General features: G+C 46.0%; 16 protein-coding genes and 1 tRNA gene. 7 read left to right on the forward strand and 10 right to left on the reverse strand.

The window, feature by feature from the left end; genetic code table 11:
• Positions 1-9: 9 nt before the first annotated feature.
• The 5 genes from RA156_RS01070 to RA156_RS01090 are packed head-to-tail and all read right to left on the reverse strand — an operon-like array spanning position 10 to position 5,357.
• Positions 10-1,311: a nucleotide sugar dehydrogenase gene (locus RA156_RS01070; RefSeq protein ID WP_306642083.1), complete on the reverse strand. Its 1,302-nt coding sequence runs from the start codon at positions 1,309-1,311 to the stop codon at positions 10-12.
• Entirely contained in the window at positions 1,312-1,893 is a 582-nt protein-coding gene (locus RA156_RS01075; RefSeq protein WP_306642084.1) for an acyltransferase, read from the reverse strand.
• Positions 1,893-2,879: a UDP-glucuronic acid decarboxylase family protein gene (locus RA156_RS01080; RefSeq protein WP_306642085.1), complete on the reverse strand. Its 987-nt coding sequence runs from the start codon at positions 2,877-2,879 to the stop codon at positions 1,893-1,895. The genes RA156_RS01075 and RA156_RS01080 overlap by 1 nt, the downstream gene beginning before the upstream one ends.
• Before the next feature lie 4 nt (positions 2,880-2,883).
• A complete protein-coding gene (locus tag RA156_RS01085) occupies positions 2,884-4,218 on the reverse strand; it encodes a UDP-glucose dehydrogenase family protein (RefSeq protein WP_306642086.1) in 1,335 nt (444 codons plus the stop codon).
• A complete protein-coding gene (locus tag RA156_RS01090) occupies positions 4,215-5,357 on the reverse strand; it encodes a DegT/DnrJ/EryC1/StrS family aminotransferase (protein ID WP_306642087.1) in 1,143 nt (380 codons plus the stop codon). Before RA156_RS01090 ends, RA156_RS01085 begins: the two co-directional genes overlap by 4 nt.
• A gap of 117 nt (positions 5,358-5,474) precedes the next feature.
• Between RA156_RS01090 and RA156_RS01095 the strand changes: the two genes are divergently transcribed.
• The 5 genes from RA156_RS01095 to RA156_RS01115 all read left to right on the forward strand — a co-directional run bounded on the left by RA156_RS01095 (position 5,475) and on the right by RA156_RS01115 (position 10,274).
• Positions 5,475-6,245 (forward strand): hypothetical protein, encoded by a 771-nt coding sequence (locus RA156_RS01095; protein WP_306642088.1) that lies wholly within the window; start codon positions 5,475-5,477, stop codon positions 6,243-6,245.
• Positions 6,245-7,492 (forward strand): 3-deoxy-D-manno-octulosonic acid transferase, encoded by a 1,248-nt coding sequence (locus RA156_RS01100; protein ID WP_306642089.1) that lies wholly within the window; start codon positions 6,245-6,247, stop codon positions 7,490-7,492. The genes RA156_RS01095 and RA156_RS01100 overlap by 1 nt, the downstream gene beginning before the upstream one ends.
• A 766-nt stretch (positions 7,493-8,258) precedes the next feature.
• Complete coding sequence (locus tag RA156_RS16690; RefSeq protein WP_434064819.1) at positions 8,259-8,519, forward strand: hypothetical protein; 261 nt, start codon at positions 8,259-8,261, stop codon at positions 8,517-8,519.
• Between the two features lie 62 nt (positions 8,520-8,581).
• The gene (locus RA156_RS01110) at positions 8,582-9,577 is read left to right on the forward strand and encodes a hypothetical protein (RefSeq protein WP_306642091.1); all 996 of its coding nucleotides are present in this window, start codon (positions 8,582-8,584) and stop codon (positions 9,575-9,577) included.
• Between the two features lie 22 nt (positions 9,578-9,599).
• Positions 9,600-10,274 carry an MBL fold metallo-hydrolase gene (locus RA156_RS01115; protein ID WP_306642092.1) on the forward strand — a complete coding sequence of 225 codons (675 nt, stop codon included), beginning with the start codon at positions 9,600-9,602 and terminating at the stop codon, positions 10,272-10,274.
• Positions 10,275-10,327: 53 nt separating this feature from the next.
• On the opposite strand, the gene RA156_RS01120 is transcribed toward RA156_RS01115, so the two are convergent.
• From RA156_RS01120 to RA156_RS01135, 4 genes are all read right to left on the reverse strand, one after another.
• Positions 10,328-10,789, reverse strand: coding sequence for a GNAT family N-acetyltransferase (locus RA156_RS01120; RefSeq protein WP_306642093.1), 462 nt, complete (start codon positions 10,787-10,789; stop codon positions 10,328-10,330).
• Positions 10,790-10,889: 100 nt separating this feature from the next.
• Positions 10,890-11,681, reverse strand: a complete 792-nt coding sequence (locus tag RA156_RS01125) for a cation efflux transmembrane domain-containing protein (RefSeq protein ID WP_306642094.1) — start codon at positions 11,679-11,681, stop codon at positions 10,890-10,892.
• 181 nt (positions 11,682-11,862) lie between these two features.
• Positions 11,863-13,455 (reverse strand): multicopper oxidase family protein, encoded by a 1,593-nt coding sequence (locus RA156_RS01130; RefSeq protein WP_306642096.1) that lies wholly within the window; start codon positions 13,453-13,455, stop codon positions 11,863-11,865.
• A gap of 636 nt (positions 13,456-14,091) precedes the next feature.
• A tRNA-Gly gene (locus tag RA156_RS01135) sits at positions 14,092-14,164 on the reverse strand.
• A 92-nt stretch (positions 14,165-14,256) separates the two neighbouring features.
• Between RA156_RS01135 and RA156_RS01140 the strand changes: the two genes are divergently transcribed.
• Together RA156_RS01140 and RA156_RS01145 are read left to right on the forward strand one after the other, a co-directional pair.
• Positions 14,257-15,546 carry an MFS transporter gene (locus tag RA156_RS01140; RefSeq protein ID WP_306642097.1) on the forward strand — a complete coding sequence of 430 codons (1,290 nt, stop codon included), beginning with the start codon at positions 14,257-14,259 and terminating at the stop codon, positions 15,544-15,546.
• Entirely contained in the window at positions 15,543-15,809 is a 267-nt protein-coding gene (locus RA156_RS01145) for a UBP-type zinc finger domain-containing protein (protein ID WP_306642098.1), read from the forward strand. Before RA156_RS01140 ends, RA156_RS01145 begins: the two co-directional genes overlap by 4 nt.
• Here the strand turns inward: RA156_RS01145 and RA156_RS01150 are convergent, their stop codons facing one another.
• On the reverse strand, positions 15,810-17,468 hold the full coding sequence (locus RA156_RS01150; RefSeq protein ID WP_306642099.1) for an RluA family pseudouridine synthase: 1,659 nt from the start codon (positions 17,466-17,468) through the stop codon (positions 15,810-15,812).
• Between the last annotated feature and the right edge of the window lie 4 nt (positions 17,469-17,472).

Below are 17,472 nucleotides of genomic sequence, written 5' to 3' on the forward strand. Positions count from 1 at the left end.
CTGTTCGAATTATAAGCTCCAGTAAACGAGGTCAGTGATGTCATCACGAAGGATACCCTTCACATCAACCAAGACACCTTTGTCATCGCGCATGAGCGACTTGAAGTAATCTTGATCGAAGCCCATGTACTCTTTGTGGTTCACGGCAACAATAACCGCATCGTATCCACCTTTTTCCGGCTCCGCTACTAGATCGATATCGTACTCGTGCTTCACTTCTTCAGGATCAGCATGAACGTCAACAACGTCTACGTTTACCGAGAATGAATCAAGCTCTTGAATAACATCAATCACCTTCGAGTTACGAATGTCACTCACGTTTTCTTTGAAGGTCATACCCATTACCAAAACGCGTGCGTCGAGGATGTTCTTTCCTTGATCAAGAATGCGCTTCACTGTTTGCTTACCTACGTAGAAGCCCATGCTATCATTCACGTAACGACCACTATTGATCACTCGTGCGTGGTAACCTAGTTTCTTCGCTTTGAAGGTCAGGTAGTAAGGGTCAACACCAATACAGTGTCCGCCCACAAGACCAGGAGTGAAGTTCAAGAAGTTCCACTTTGTCTTTGCACATTCCAGTACATCATAGGTGTTGATACCTACGCGGTTTAGGATGATTGAGAGTTCGTTGATCAAGGCGATGTTCACATCACGCTGCGTGTTCTCAATCACTTTTGATGCTTCAGCTACTTTGATATTCGCCGCACGGTGAACACCGGCGTCGATAACGATCTCGTAAGTCTTCGCAATCTCTTCTAGTGCTTCTTCGTCAGAACCAGAAACAACCTTCACAATCGTACGGATTGTGTGTTGCTTGTCACCTGGATTGATGCGCTCTGGAGAGTAACCTACCTTGAAGTCTTCATGGAACTTTAGTCCAGAAACTTCTTCAAGAACAGGAACACAATCGTCTTCTGTACATCCTGGGTATACTGTTGATTCGTAGATCACGTAGTCTCCCTTTTTCAAGGCAGAACCTACACTGCGTGAAGCAGCCAAAACAGGACCTAGGTCAGGCTGGTTGCTAGAGTTGATCGGAGTTGGTACCGCGATCACGAAGAAGTTCGCCTTCTTCAAGTCTTCGATATCAGCCGTGAACTCAATGTCACATCCTTCAAAGGCAGATGAAGGAAGCTCATTCGACGGGTCAATGTTGTTGCGCATCATGTCAACGCGCTTCTGATTGATGTCGAAACCAATCACTTTGATGTCGCGAGCGAACTCAAGTGCGATTGGTAGTCCAACGTATCCTAGTCCTACCACGGCCATCGTGGCTTCTTTGTTGCGTAGTTTGTCGTAGATCATCATCTAATTGCTTGGTGCAAGTTTATGGACTTTTCCGTTTTCCAGCTTGTATTTGTCGTTACTCTCCGGACAAACGGCAATATTGTCATTACTAAAATCAAGTTTGTGCCCGAATTCACTCATCCAACCTGACTGTTTACCGGGGTTTCCGATGATGAGTGCGTAGGCTGGGACATGCTTGGTCACTACTGACCCGGCCCCGATGAAGGCGAATTCTCCAATGTCATTTCCACACACGATGGTCGCGTTGGCTCCAATACTAGCGCCTTTTTTGACTACGGTGGTGGCATATTGACCACGGCGGTTCACAGCTGATCTTGGGTTGATCACATTGGTAAACACGCAGCTTGGTCCGAGGAATACATCGTCTTCGCATGTTACTCCTGTATAAATCGACACGTTGTTCTGCACCTTCACATTATCGCCCAGCACAACCTCAGGGGAGATCACGACGTTTTGGCCAATGTTACATCCTTGGCCAATCACCGCATTCGGCATAATGTGTGAGAAGTGCCAGATCTTGGTTCCATTACCAATTTGGCAGCCCTCGTCAATAACAGCAGTTTCGTGTGCGAAGTAATCCATCAGGAGCGAATGTAAGAGTCGAAGCTCTTATGTTCTTTTTTGTAGAGTTCTTCTTGAGGAAGCGACTTGAAGTATTCATAAGTAATCTTCAGTCCTTCTGAACGCGATACCTTAGGTTCCCATCCAAGAATCTCACGCGCCTTGGTGATGTCTGGCTGACGTTGCTTCGGATCATCTGCTGGAAGGTCTTTGTAGATCACTTTCTGATCTGTACCTGTCAACTTGATGATTTCTTCTGCGAAGTCACCAATAGTGATCTCGTCAGGGTTTCCAACGTTCACAGGCTGCGCGTAGTCAGAAAGAAGTAGGCGATAAATACCTTCTACCAAGTCGTCTACGTAACAGAATGAACGTGTTTGAGAACCGTCACCGAATACCGTGAGGTCTTCTCCACGCAAAGCCTGTCCGATGAAGGCAGGAAGTACACGTCCGTCGTTAAGGCGCATGCGTGGTCCGTACGTATTGAAGATGCGCACGATGCGAGTCTCCAACCCGTGGTATGTATGGTAAGCCATGGTCATGGCTTCTTGGAATCGTTTTGCTTCGTCGTAAACGCCACGAGGTCCTACCGGGTTTACATTCCCCCAGTAATCTTCTGTTTGTGGGTGTACCAATGGATCACCGTAAACTTCAGAAGTTGAGGCAATCAACAAGCGAGCGTTCTTCGCTTTCGCCAATCCTAAACAGTTGTGGATCCCTAGGGAGCCTACTTTCAATGTTTGAATAGGAATCTTCAGGTAGTCGATCGGACTCGCTGGAGAGGCGAAGTGAAGTACGTAATCGAGGTCTCCTGCCACGTGAACGAATTTAGATACATCGTGGTGATGGAACTCGAATCGTTCGAGAGGCATCAGGTGTTCGATGTTCTTCATGTCGCCGGTAATCAGGTTATCCATACCAATAACATGGCAACCTTCAGCGATAAAGCGGTCACATAAGTGAGAACCAAGGAAACCGGCAGCTCCGGTAATAAGAACTCGTTTCATTCAATTAGTTTGTAGGAACTTCCGAACGGTTATAGATCGTTTCACGACCAATGCTCTTGTAGTGGAAGCCATTGTCGCGCATCTTGTCTAGATCGTAAAGGTTACGACCATCGAAGATGACTTGGTTAGTCAATCGATCAGCAACTGCTTTGAAATCAGGGTTGCGGAAAATGCTCCATTCAGTGCAGATCAACAATGCGTCTGCACCATTCAATGCGTCGTATTCATTCTCTGCGTAAGTGATGCGATGTCCGAGCAGTTTCTCAACGTTACCCATAGCTTCAGGGTCGTAGGCTACTACCTGAGCCCCTTCAGATGTGAGTTTCTCAATCATATACAATGACGGTGCCTCACGAATGTCATCCGTCTCCGGCTTGAAGGCAAGACCCCACAACGCGATTTTTACACCTTTGAGGTTTCCTCCGAAGTAATCCTTGATCGCAGGGAAGAGAATCGTCTTCTGCATATTGTTGATGCCCATCACTGCTTCGAGAATTTCGAATTCGTGACCAGCTTCACGTCCTGATTTCGCTAGTGCTTGAACGTCTTTTGGGAAACAAGAGCCACCGTATCCAATTCCTGGGAAAAGGAAACGCTTTCCAATTCGTGTATCTGTACCCATTCCAAGACGAACCTTATCTACGTCAGCTCCAACAAGCTCACAGAAGTTCGCGATCTCATTCATGAAGGTGATCTTCGTCGCCAAGAATGAGTTAGCTGCGTACTTCGTTAGCTCAGCTGATTTTTCATCCATAAAGATGAGTGGGTTCCCTTGACGTACGAAAGGTTTGTATAGCTCTTCCATCACCTTGCGTGCGCGTTCAGAGCTCACTCCGACAACCACACGGTCAGGCTTCAAGAAATCATCCACTGCAAATCCTTCACGAAGGAATTCAGGGTTACTGACTACGTCAAAAGGAACATTCGCGTTAGCTGCTATGGCATCGCGAACTTTCTCTGCTGTACCTACAGGAACCGTGCTCTTATCTACAACTACTTTGTAGTCTTTCATGATACGGCCAAGGTGATCAGCTACTCCAAGTACGTATGATAAATCAGCAGATCCATCTTCTCCTGGAGGTGTTGGAAGTGCCAAGAAAATGATCTCGGCGTCTTCAATAACTTCTTCAATATCTGTAGTGAAGCGTAGACGTCCGGCATTTACGTTGCGTTCAAAAAGAACGTCAAGGTGTGGTTCGTAAATCGGTACTTCACCATTGCGCATGCGATCGACTTTATCTTTATCGATGTCGACACATACAACGTTATTTCCTGTTTCGGCGAAGCAAGTACCCGTAACGAGTCCTACGTAACCTGTTCCAATAACGGCGATATTCATTGGTTTCGATTTTTTTCAAGGAAGCTGATTAGTGTAGTGGCAATGCGCTCCAGCTGTTCCTCTGTTAGTTCTGTATGCATTGGCAGGCTAATTACCTGCTCACAAAGCATTTCCGTTGTAGGAAAGTCTCCCTTTTTTCCATCGAGATGTGCGAACGCCTCTTGTAAGTGCAGTGGCACAGGGTAGTAGATCATCGCTGGGATGCCACTATCCATCATGTGTTTTTGCAGAGCGTCACGGTCAGCACCTTTCACCTTAAGGGTGTATTGATGGAAGGTATGCGTTGTTCTTGGGTCGCGGTATGGAGTAGTAAGCTCCGGTACATTCGCGAAGTAATTGTCATAAGTGTCAGCAGCCTTGCGACGACGATCACAGTAATCGTTGAGTTCGCGCAGCTTGATGCGAAGAATCGCCGCTTGGATGCTATCAAGACGAGAATTCACCCCTACCATGTTGTGGTAGTAGCGAACCTTCATTCCGTGATTGGCAATCTGACGTGCCTTCGCAGCGAGTTCGTCATCATTCGTATACAAGGCTCCTCCGTCTCCGTAACAACCGAGGTTTTTAGAAGGGAAGAAGCTCGTACATCCAAAGTCACCCATGGTTCCTGCCATGTGCTTCTCTCCATTGCTGAAAGTGAAGTCACTAGAGATAGCCTGCGCTGTATCTTCAATCACAGCGATGCCATGCTCTTTGGCAATGGCTAGAATCTCCTCCATGTTGGCACATTGACCAAACAAATGAACAGGAATAATAGCCTTGGTCTTTGGAGTAATCTTGCGACGAATGTCTTCAGGGTCGATGACGAATGAATCTTCGGTCACATCGACAATCACCGGTTTGAGGTTCAACAAAGCTGAAACCTCAGGTGTAGCAATGAAGGTGAAGTTCGGTGTGAGCACCTCATCTCCAGGTTCTAATCCAAGAGCCATCAATGCGATTTGAAGCGCATCCGTTCCATTGGCACATGGAATCACGTGTTTCACGCTGAGGAATTCCTCAAGCTCGGCTTGAAATTTCTTTACTTCTGGTCCGTTGATGTAGGCAGAAGAGGCAACAACATCAAGAATTGCACTGTCAATCTGTGACTTGATGCGGTTGTATTGACCCTTGAGGTCAACCATTTGGATATCACTCATATGATAGGTGGATGAAATCGCGGCGAATATACGTCAATTGTAACAGACCCAAGGGTTCGTTAACAATGATTTACCCACTGTCAACGGTTCATGGATACTCACTAACTTCGCAGAAGTATGAAGGTGAAAACGATTCTCTCATTTTTGACATTGACCTTTGGGGTATTATTGCTGTCCAATTCCGCGCTAGCGCAGCGAAACGTAGCAGACTCATTGGTATTCTCTCCTCAAATTTCATTCAACTACGGATACCAGATTCCGGCAGGTGATATGGCGCAACGCTTCGGGAATAACTCCAGCATTGGATTGAGCTTTCACATCAAAGACGACAAGAACTGGTTTTACGGCGTAGAGGGTGTTTACATTTTCGGAACCGATGTCACCGAACCAGGCCTGTTGCAAAACCTGTTGACCGAGAATGGCGAGATCATTTCTAACCAAGGTGAGATTTCTGAAATTTTGATTCAAGAACGTGGCTTTATGGTTACAGCGAACGGAGGGAAACTGTTTTCATTGAAGAAAACCAATCCGAACTCGGGAATCTTGATCAAAGGGGGCATTGGTTTCATGCAACACAAGATTCGTATTGAGAATCAGATTCACACGATTACTCAGCTTGAAGACGAATACCTCAAAGGTTATGATCGCTTGACCAATGGTTTGGCGCTATCTGAGTTCGTGGGTTACTACCATATGAGCGACAATCGTCTGGCTAATTTCTACGTAGGTTTTGAGTCGTATCAAGCCTTTACGCGAGGTCGTCGTGATTTCAACTTCGATACTCAAACGGTGGATGACCAAGCACGTTTCGACATGCTGATTGGTGTCCGCGCAGGTTGGGTGATCCATATCTACAAGCGCACCGGCAGAGAATACTACTACGATTGATGCGCCTCATTTATTCTTTAGGTGTTCGGTTGTACGGGGCGGTCATTCGTACCATTTCTCCTTTCAATTCAAAGGCCCACAAATGGGTGGCCGGACGAAGGAATTGGGAGAAACGTTACCGCGAAATTCTAAGAGATTGTGAGGGCGCAGTATGGATGCACTGTGCGAGTTTAGGCGAGTTTGAGCAGGGCAGACCTGTACTTGAAGCGGTGAAGGCGCAGTATCCAAATCGCAAGATTGTCTTGAGCTTCTATTCCCCCAGTGGTTATGAGATTCGAAAAGATTGGAAAGGAGCGGATGCTGTCATTTACCTGCCGCTAGATACCCCGTCAAATGCGCGAAAGTTGGTTTCGATGATGAAGCCTTCGCTGGCAATTTGGGTCAAGTACGAGTTTTGGTATCATCATTTTCAAGCCCTCCGGGCGGAACGCGTTCCGCTTATTTTGGTGAGCGGAATATTTCGTCCTTCTCAAGTCTTTTTCAAACCTTGGGGTGCTTGGTTCAGAAAGCAACTCAAGCAGATGGACGCACTTTTCGTGCAGACCGAGGATAGTCGTGAGTTATTGAAACAGCATGGGATACCATCCAAAGTAGCTGGCGATACGCGATTTGATCGGGTGATCACTTTGGCAGAGAATGCCCATTCTGTTGATCCGGTCAAAGGCTTTGTCAATGACCAACCTTGCTTGGTCATGGGAAGTAGCTGGGGACCGGATGAAAAGCTCATGGCCAGTTATCTAGCGAAAGACCCTGAGTTGAAGGTAGTAGTGGTTCCTCATGAAGTAAACGAGGGACATATCGAAAGTATCGAGTCACTGTTTGAAGGAAAGTCTATTCGCTATTCTCAATTGACACCTGCTTCCCCAGAATGCCAGGTGTTGATCGTTGATCAAATAGGTCTGCTCGGTCGTATTTATAAGGAAGCCGATATCACCTACATCGGTGGTGGTTTCGGTGCGGGAATACACAATACCCTCGAGGCAGCAGCTTATGGTGTACCTGTAGTGTTCGGTCCGAAGTACCAGAAGTTCAACGAAGCGATTGGATTGATTAAAGAAGGTGCGGCCTGGTCTATCAACGACCAATCATCGTTTGACAAGGTGATCAACCGTCTACGCACAGATGAGGTTCAGCGACGAGAAGCCGGTGCGAAAGCATCGATGTTTGTGACCACCCATGCAGGCGCTACGGGTATGGTGATGGACATGATAGGGGCACGCATGCGTGCCCTTGACGGTGCGACGTGAAGGACATGATAGGGGCACGCGTGCGTGCCCTTAACGGTGCGAGGAGAAGGATATGATAGGGGGCACGCATGCGTGCCCTTAACGGCGCGGTGAAGGACATGATAGGGGCACGCATGCGTGCCCTTAAAGGAGCGCGGTGAAGGACATGATAGGGGGCACGCATGCGTTCCCTTAACGGCGCGGTGAAGGACATGATAGGGGGCACGCATGCGTTCCCTTAACGGCGCGGTGAAGGACATGATAGGGGCACGCATGCGTGCCTTTAACGGCGCGGTGAAGGACATGATAGGGGCACGCATGCGTGCCCTTAACGGTACGCGGTGAAGGATATGATAGGGGCACGCATGCGTGCCCAACGGTGCGCCGTGAAGGACATGATAAGGGCACGCATGCGTGCCCTTACCGGTACGCCGAGAAGGATATGATAGGGGCACGCATGCGTGCCCTTAACGGTGTGCCGTGAAAGACATGATAGGGGCACGCATGCGTGCCTTTAAACGTTTATAAACGTTTATTAGACAGTCGTTTACGTTCGAGCCGTGTAGTTTGCGATATGCACAACAGACAAACAACGCGTCTCAAATGGTTCGATTATTCTTCATCAGGAACCCATTTCATTACGATCAATTGCAAAGACCGTCGAAAATATTTCGGCGCTATAGAAAATGGAGAGCTGAGGCCCTCATCCATAGGAAGGCAATTTGAGGAACACCTTCATTCTATACCTGGGAGATTACCGTATGTGCGGATTGAAGAATATGTAATCATGCCTGATCACATTCACTTTTTGCTTGTGATTGATGGGGAACATCTGGATAAAAACGGCGCTAATCAATTTGGGCATCTGAAAGAGGGGATGCCTAAAGCTATTTCAGTTCTCAAAGCCACCTTCGTTTCGAAAATGAAAAAGAAGAAAGTTCAATTCGCATGGCAACGAGGATTCTATTCAGAGACGATTTTCAGAAAGCAAAGACGAGAGCAAGTTTCGAAGTATATTCGAGACAACCCGAAGAATTGGAGTAAATGATGTGAGTATCTTGGTTATGGAATTTTACACCTGGATGCATCAAAAAGGAAAGAAACCATACCATGAGACTATCGCTTTTCACATTGCTTGTTCTTCTGCTCCTTGGTTGTGCAGAATCTTCTACGCCGGAAAACCCTGACTCTGTTGATACTACATTGAATCCCATCATCGGGGATTTGTCTTTGGGTCACCTTTCAGATAATGAGCTCGCCCGGTTGGGGGATATCGAAAAAGTACGAGCTCACTTGAGTTATGTACGCGACTACCTGACCCAATCATCCAATGAGTACCCGGCAGAAATCAAGGAGCGGCGATTGGCTTTGCTGGCTCTTTTGTCTGAATACATCGATGGTGAGGCCTACCCAATGAACGAAGCTTTCGAGGGGAGAAAACCGTGTTTCATTGATTCGGAAGGAACCTACTGTGCTGTTGGGTATTTGGTGAAAGAGACAGCGGGAGAAGCTGCCGCTCAAGCCATCAACGATCGTCACCAGTACGACTATATCTACGACATGGATATCTCCATCTTGGAAGACTGGATTGCCTCCAGCGGATTCACAAAGCAAGAGATCGCTATGATCCAACCAACCTATGACTTTTATCGCCAGTTCAACTACCACACCGTGGGTCCTTCAACTGAGGTGCGCAATGGCAACTTACCAAGCCTTGGTTTCGGCTACTATTATGTAAGATACTGGCCGGAAGGTTCAAGACTAGGCGGACATTTCATGCGCTCATACGGAGCTGTTTTCAATAGCTATGACGGTGGCGATTGGTCTGCATCCTTCGAATCAGACCGCAGCCTCGCCGCACTGAAAAGAATTGGCCTTTCTTTAAATACGGGATTAGGAGCAAAGTACCTCAACGCGAGTGGAGAGTCATTTGTACAAGGTGTACCCACCGCGTCATTGAATTTGTTAGTGAGGCCAAGACGTAAATACTACATCGATCTAGCAGCCCAATATCAATATGGCATTCCATTGATTAATCAAGATCCTGTTGATTTGAATAGGCATGCTTTTGTGTTTAGGTGTAGATTTGGATTTACGCGGGGGTGATATCATCCCGTAGATTCCTCCAATGATCCACACCATCAAACTCAGATTCTCCAACGCCTTTGTACTCACCTCTCAAGGGAATTCCATTCTCATTGATACCGGGTGCGCAGGGGAGGGGAAGCGACTGCTGAAGGCAATGGAAGAATTAGGTGTTGATCCCAAAACCTTGCGCCTAATTATTCATACCCATCTTCATGCTGATCATTGCGGGTCTACTGCTGAATTAAGGACTTTGATCGATGTTCCTACCTTGATTCATGCCAATGAAAATGATGGTTCGTCAAAGTCGCTACGTCCACACAACCTAATGGGAAGACTTGCTAAACCAGTGGTTAGCCTATTCAGAACTCCCCCGTTTACTCCCTCAATAATCATGGAGCAGAAAGAGCTCTCCCTCACTGAGTTTGGTGTAAATGCCACGGCGTTATTGACACCCGGACATACCTCAGGTTCGATCAGTATCATCGATCATGAAGAGGAGGAAGTAGTGGTTGGCGATGTCATCATGAATACTTCACTTTTGAACCTCATTGGTTCGCCAAAACCCAAGTTTCATTTCTTTGTGGAAGACTTTGAGGCCTTGCGGTCAAGCATGAATGTACTGTTAGCGATGGATTTGAAAAGATGGCATGTTGGGCATGGAGAAGCGGTCAACGCTGAAGATGTGCGAACGCATTTTAAGTCTTTTCTGACCTAGTTCTGAGGAATTCCTGTGACTAGAATGACGAATTAAAATCAACCTATATCCCCTCACAACTTCTTATAAAAAACCACCTTGTCTTCCCCTGGAGCATAAAACTCACGGATTACGGCTTCTTTGACATACCCACACTTCACATAGAATGCTCTGGTCTTTTGATACTCGTCCAGACTAGAGGTCTCTACGATTAAGACCCTTCCATTTTTTGATTGAAGAAGCTGCTCGATGTAATCCATCATTTGCTTCCCTCTTCCTCCGCCTTGCGTTTCTTCAGTGAAAGCGATGGCGTAGAGGTTGTAAGTCCCTTCAGTGAGTTTTTCAGGAGCACAGAAACCAAATCCAATCGGCTGCCCTTCTTCTTCAAAGCAAAACCAGAATTCCTCGGCATCAGCATACAGATACCCTGAGATCATCTCGTGGAGCATCTCGGAAGGGAAGAGCTGACTCGAGTCTAGAATGTGTTTAATTGACGGGAGGTCGTTTTCTACAATGGGTCTGATGGTCTGCTGCATGATCTCTAAAATTAGAGCTAGTAAAAAAAAGCCCTGCAATTTTCATTACAGAGCTTTAGTACCCGCAATGATTGCATTGTCGAACCAAATCGAGCAATAATTATTTTGCCAGCTTAAGTATTCTGAATGCTCCTCTCAGGACTATTACGAAGACTACAGAACCAATGATTAGGTCTGGAAGTCTGTCTGTTAAAATACTCACCAGGATACCCGCCAGAATAACTCCTGCATTAATGATAATGTCGTTGCTGGTGAAAATCATGCTCGCTTTCATGTGAGCTTCTTCTGATTTTGATTTCTGCAACAGAAATAGACACAGCCAGTTCGCAATAAGAGCGAACACTGATACGATTATCATGGTGAGGTAATCAGGCATATCATCCTCAAAGAAATATCGTCTAAAGACCTCTGTAATTCCGATTAGAGCCAAGAGAATTTGCACATATCCACTGAACTTAGCTATTCGTTTCTTCTTTGCCACAACTGCTCCAACAGCAAATAGGCTTAGAGCATATACAAAGGAATCGGAGAGCATGTCAAGACTATCAGCAACCAACCCCATTGAGTTGGACACCAACCCAAAAGTCATTTCCAGAACGAAGAAGACGAAATTAATGATGAGTACTTGCCAGAGTAACTTAGACTGAAGTTTAGCATCACTTTCAACTTTCTCATCTGTCTCTTCGGTTTTCACCAGCTCGGTATCCAGAGCCAATGAGTCAAGAGAACCCAGAATTTCTTGGTCATTCTCATCATGATAAACAGTCAGTTCCCTGTCTTCTATTTTGAAGTCAAGCTTTACGATTGTCTCATGACCATCCAACTTCATACGAATGAGATTCTCCTCAGAAGGACAATCCATTTTATTGATATGAAAGAGGCTTTTTTTCACTGTTGCAAAATTACCGAGAAATGTCGAACCGCTAAAACGCAGTTGTGATAAAGGATAGAGAGAATTTAGTACCGTTGCCCTCATTTGGCCTAAAACCAACAAAAAAGCCCTGCAACTCTACGTTACAGGGCTAAATGTACCCGCAATGATTGCATTGTCGAACCAAATCGACAACTAAATATTATTCAAATTCGAAGATTTTTTCTGTTGTTCCATCAGAGTATAAATAGATAAGGACCTTGTTCTTTTGAGGCTTAACTTCTCTACCCATTAGGTCAACCACTTTTATCAATTCTTTATCAGGGGAAGAAAGTTCTTGTATACTTGATGTTGGGTCTGTAACCAGGAATTGTCCCATCATTCCCATATCTTCATGTGTCAACATGTGGCAATGGTACATATATGGGATAGAATCATTGGCGTGGTCACTGAATTGTGCAATGAAGCGTACATTTCCCATTCCACCAGGTACAAAGACTACGTCATTGTATCCCTGCAATTCAGGAGGTGGAGGGGTCCCATTTATGTCAAGTATAAAGAATTGAACGTCATGTATATGAAAGGGGTGTCCAATTGGGGTTTGATTTGTCAATGACCATATTTCAATGTTATCTAATGGTATCGTGTAGTTAATTGTGGACATATCAAAACTTGCCCCATTGATAAGGAATGGACCATTCAAATCCCCCATAGGCCCTGCCGATGTAAAGGTCAAATTACGTGTGATATTTTCAGAACCCTCAGTGAGTGGGGTAAATGTTGCTAAAGAACCAGGGATTGTCAACACTGGTGCCCCAGTTTGAGCAACTACATTTATATCTAAAAGTTGATAATCATTTCCATTTAAAGGATTACTTGTATAGTCGGGCAATGAACCTGTTGCTCCTGGCCCCATACCTGGCTGAGAAGCACCGTAGACAGCGTTAGGTAACTCCGATGCAAAACTCATCAATTGGAAGTTATTACCCATACTCGTGGTCAAATCTAAAAGTATATCTGCTCTTTGACCTGGAGCCATTCTGTATCTCGTCATACTGATAGGAGCAGCTAAAAGCCCTCCATCAGTACCTATTAAACTAAATGAACGATTATCTGAAAATCCGAATTCCATAACCCTTTGGGATGAGCCATTCAATACACGTAAACGCACAACCTGTGAGGGTAAGTCAGTAACAGCATTAACAGTACCATTGACCATCACAGATGTGTCTAAATCTGTATGAACCGTTATTTGTCCCGCACCATCAAACCCCTTGGTTTGCATTACTATAGGAAATTCATCAACACCGTAGGTTTGAGGTAACCCAAGTCCTGCCTCCTCTGTGTCACGCACCAAAATCAGACCTGCAATACCCTTGGATACATGCTCGTCAGTTCTCATGTGTAAGTGAGGATGATACCAATGTGTTCCTGCTTTATCAAGAACTGTGAATTGTGGGTTCCACTGTTGCCCTGGTAGAATTATACTGTGAGGTCCACCATCGTTTTCAGGTGCAACATGCATTCCATGCCAGTGAATTGTTGTTGTATCCCCCAGTTGATTATCAACAGTGATACTGACATTATCACCTTGATTCATTATCAATGTTGGTCCAAGAAGGGCACCATTCGCTCCCATTGTATTTGTGTTCACACCTGAATAAAATTGGGTAACTCCTGTTTGCAGTGTTAAATTAATATTTGTATTGGTGATGGCAGGAGGAATAGCCATAGGTGTTTGCCCAAAAGATAGACCACTGAGCAATAGAAGCGGTAGAGTTAGTTTCAAATTCATGATTTTATAGAATGTTATGTTTAACTAACAAATGTAATAGACTCTATCATTATTGCGTGTAACATATGTCACATTGCTGAAAAGTATTCCTGTTCTACAAAAAGTGTCGAACCGCTTTTGTCAGTGCTCATAGGGATTTCAGAAGGATTAGTCCCGTTACCCTGTTTTGACGAAAACCAATAAAAAAGCCCTGCAACTCTACGTTACAGGGCTAAATGTACCCGGAGTGGGACTTGAACCCACACGGCCATTGCTGGCCAAAGGATTTTACTTACCATCTATAGCTTTCGCTACCACCTCAATCTCCCAGGTGTTTGTGGTCTGGACTTTATCTTCACCATACACAATGTGCTTAGGTGTCCGCCGTCAAGTCTCTACACCTTTTCCTTTTCAGGAACTTGGCTCGGTATTGGCACCTATGTCACCATAGAAGCGTTCACCGAATTTGACGGATTCTACTCCGACGATTTCTCATCGGGCAACCCATGGTTTCTAAGAAACCCGCTGCGTTATAAAGGAGCAACCGCAGCAATCTTGAGTCCTTCGTGTCTACCAATTCCACCATCCGGGCGGATGACCTGCGTTCAGGCATTGGTCTTTCCAAAAATAAAAAAGCTGCCCTTAAGACAGCTCTTGAGCGAGAAACGAGACTCGAACTCGCGACCCCAACCTTGGCAAGGTTGTGCTCTACCAACTGAGCTATTCTCGCTTATGCCTTCCGTCGAAGGCGGACGCAAATTTAACAACTAAATCCGTTCTGTCAAGCGTCAAGTTGAGATAATTCATCACTACCTTCATCCCATGGCGCAACGCATTAGCAAAGAGGTCATTCCTATCCTCTCCGTGAACTTTGTCGGACTCCTTGGCTACAGTATCGTATTACCACTACTCGTTTTCCTCGTGACGAAGATGGGGGGAGATGCCGTGATCTACGGTTTTATTGGTGCGGTTTATCCCGTTTTTCAATTGATTGGGTCGCCTATTCTGGGGAAGATGTCTGATAATGTCGGACGAAAACGAGTGCTGCTTTTAAGTCAAGCTGGAACCTTGTTGGCCTGGATTCTCTTCATCGTCGCCTACTTCCTTCCCGCCGAAGTAAATGTCATGGGGTCAGCTGAATACCTGATTACTCTGCCACTACTCGTACTCATTCTTGCACGAGCAGTTGATGGTTTCACCGGAGGGAATATCTCCGTAGCCAACGCCTACCTCTCAGATGTTTCCACGGAAGAGAACCGTACCAGGAACTTCTCCTACATGAGTGCTTCTTCGAGCTTAGGATTTGTACTCGGACCAGCACTGGCAGGTATTCTTGCTGCCACAGTATTGGAAGAGTTGCTTCCTGTACTCTTAGCCACAGGCATTTCACTGATCACGATGATCATGATCATGGTCTGGCTTCCGAACAAGGAGCAAGACGATTGTCAACCTGTGAGGCACAAAAGTGTGGTTGGAAGACTTTTCGGAGGAGCACACAAAGAATGCAACGCCCCAGTTGAAGACAAGCCAAACAATCGTTTCAAAGATTTGCTGAAGATCAAAGGCTTGGGCGTCATGCTCATCATGTACTTCCTGACTTTCCTGGCCTTCAGTTTGTTTTACTCCGCATTCCCCATTTACTCGACCCAAAACCTGGGCTGGGATCCGTCGCAACTTGGGGGCTTCCTTGCGATTTCTTCGGTGGTGATTTTTGTCGTCAACATCTTCGGACTGCCACAGTTGAACAAGGTCCTTAAGAACTTCCAAATTGTTTTTCTCGGCGCACTTTGTTTAGGCGGTGCATTCTTACTCTTGGAGTTAGATAACATCATCATCCTCTATGTCGCAAACATCATTCTCTCGATTGGAAACGGATTGCTTTGGCCAAGCTTTATGGCGATGCTTTCAGGCAAAGGAGATCACAGCAATCAAGGCAGCATTATGGGATGGGGAAATAGCATGGGTAGCCTTGGCAGTGTACTCGGACTAATCCTTGGGGGGATATTGTTTAAGACACTTGGGACGAACGTTTTCATGATTGGAGCGGTTATCTTCTTCTTCATGGGCGTGATCACTCTCCTATTTCTTCGAACCAAAAACCAGACAACATGAAAGTCAAGACTTGTTCTCATCTAGAAGATGCTAAAGCCAACCGTAAATCGGGGGTCTATGAATGCGAAGAATGTGTGAAAATGGGCAGCACTTGGGTTCATTTGCGTACCTGTCAGGTTTGCGGTAAAACGCACTGTTGTGATAGCTCTCCAAATAAGCATGCTCGTGCACATTTTCATGAATCGAATCATGCGGTTATCGCTAGCGCGGAACCGGGCGAGACTTGGTTGTACTGCTACGAAGATGAGCTCTTTACGAAGTAGTTAGAAGGGCGCTTTCAACTGAAAAGTCAAGATTTCTCGTGTGGCTGGATGCATAAAGGTCACCTCCTCAGCATGCAGGTGAAGACGGTCTGCTTTCGTTCCGTATAAATCATCTCCCACGATCGCGGTGTCCAATCCTTCTTGATGAGCAGCATGCACCCTGAGCTGATGTGTTCTTCCTGTTTTCGGGAAAAAGAGCACCCGAGTTTTACCATCAACTTCCGTGTCTTTTCTCCAATGAGTCACAGCCACTTTTCCCAACTCATGATCCACCATCTGACGTGGACGATCATTCACGTCTAGTCTTAACGGAAGTTCAATCACGCCTTCGTCATCCTTCAGAGTTCCGTCAAGCATAGCAACGTACCGCTTTTGCACTCTTCTTTTGATGAACTGGCGTTGAATGTATTTGTATGACCCTAAGTCCTTAGCCACGATCATTAGTCCTGACGTATGCATATCCAATCGGTGTGTCACCAATGGATTGTCGGCAGACGGAAACATAGACTTCAACCGTTCAGATACTGAGTCTGAAATTGTTCTTCCAGGTACCGAAAGCAGCCCTGAAGGCTTGTTGACGATGGCTATTTGCTCATCTTCATAAATGACTTCAACAGACAGCGAAGGATCTGGTTCTTGACCAATTGGACTGTCCTCCACTTCAAGTCCTTGGAGCATAAAACCGAGAATTGGTTCACACTTACTCCGACAGGCCGGGTAGAACATTTTGTGCTTTCGAACTTCTCCTTTCGGTGAGGCACCCCACCAGAACTCTGCCATGCAGATAGGTTTCAAGCCGTGTGCATAGGCGTAGTGAAGCAACTTCGGAGCGGCACAATCTCCCGAACCTGCAGGAGGTTGAAGGTCACCGAATGCCTTGAAAATGCTCAGAAGATCAGAACGTTCGTTCTCCCCATTCAAAATTTCAAAATTCCCAAAGAGGCGTTCTTGAAGGGAGTTAGAAAGTTGAGCTCGCTGCTCACGAAGGGCATTGACCGATGACTCTAAATCGTGAAGCATGCCCTCCAAACGCGCTTGCTTGGCAGCCTCTTCTTCTTGAATCTTTCGGAGTTGGGTTTTGAGCCCAACGCTCTCTTTAATGAGGTTTTGCTCTAAAGCAGACCGTTCGGGTGCAGGAAAACCTTGCGCTTCCTTTCGTAGGGCATCGCGCTCTTTCTTCGCGAACTTCATTTTGGCCTTTTGCTGATGGATGCGCTCTTCTGACTGGATACGCAACCCTTCCAATTCAGCCCTCCATTGCTCAAGACGAGGATCCGATTCCGCGCTAGCGAGATCAGTAGTCAACGCCGTAACGCGCTTCACACCTTCATCAAAAAAAGCGTCTTCTTCAAAAGCGTTATAAATATTTGGCACAAAAACAGGCCGTTGCAATTCCATGTCTAGACTACCCGAATAGGCCGCGAGATAAGAACGGTTTTGGAGCTCATCTTCAACAATCAACACACCAAACATCTTCCCTCGATCGCCCTCTGCGAAATACTCAACCCATTGTTGGTCAGCAAGAAGCGTGGCTTGAAGCTGTTCTGCTGCTAAGAGGCACAAGGGATGTGTCTCGTAGTAAAATGGGAAAGTGAAGCGGGTAGGAGATGGGATCTCTTTCGCTTTCTCGGGTAAATGATGTTGCAAAGGGTGCTGCATTGAC

Origin of the sequence: Sanyastnella coralliicola (genome assembly GCF_030845195.1) — a bacterium.
In the GTDB taxonomy this organism is placed as follows: domain Bacteria; phylum Bacteroidota; class Bacteroidia; order Flavobacteriales_D; family Sanyastnellaceae; genus Sanyastnella; species Sanyastnella coralliicola.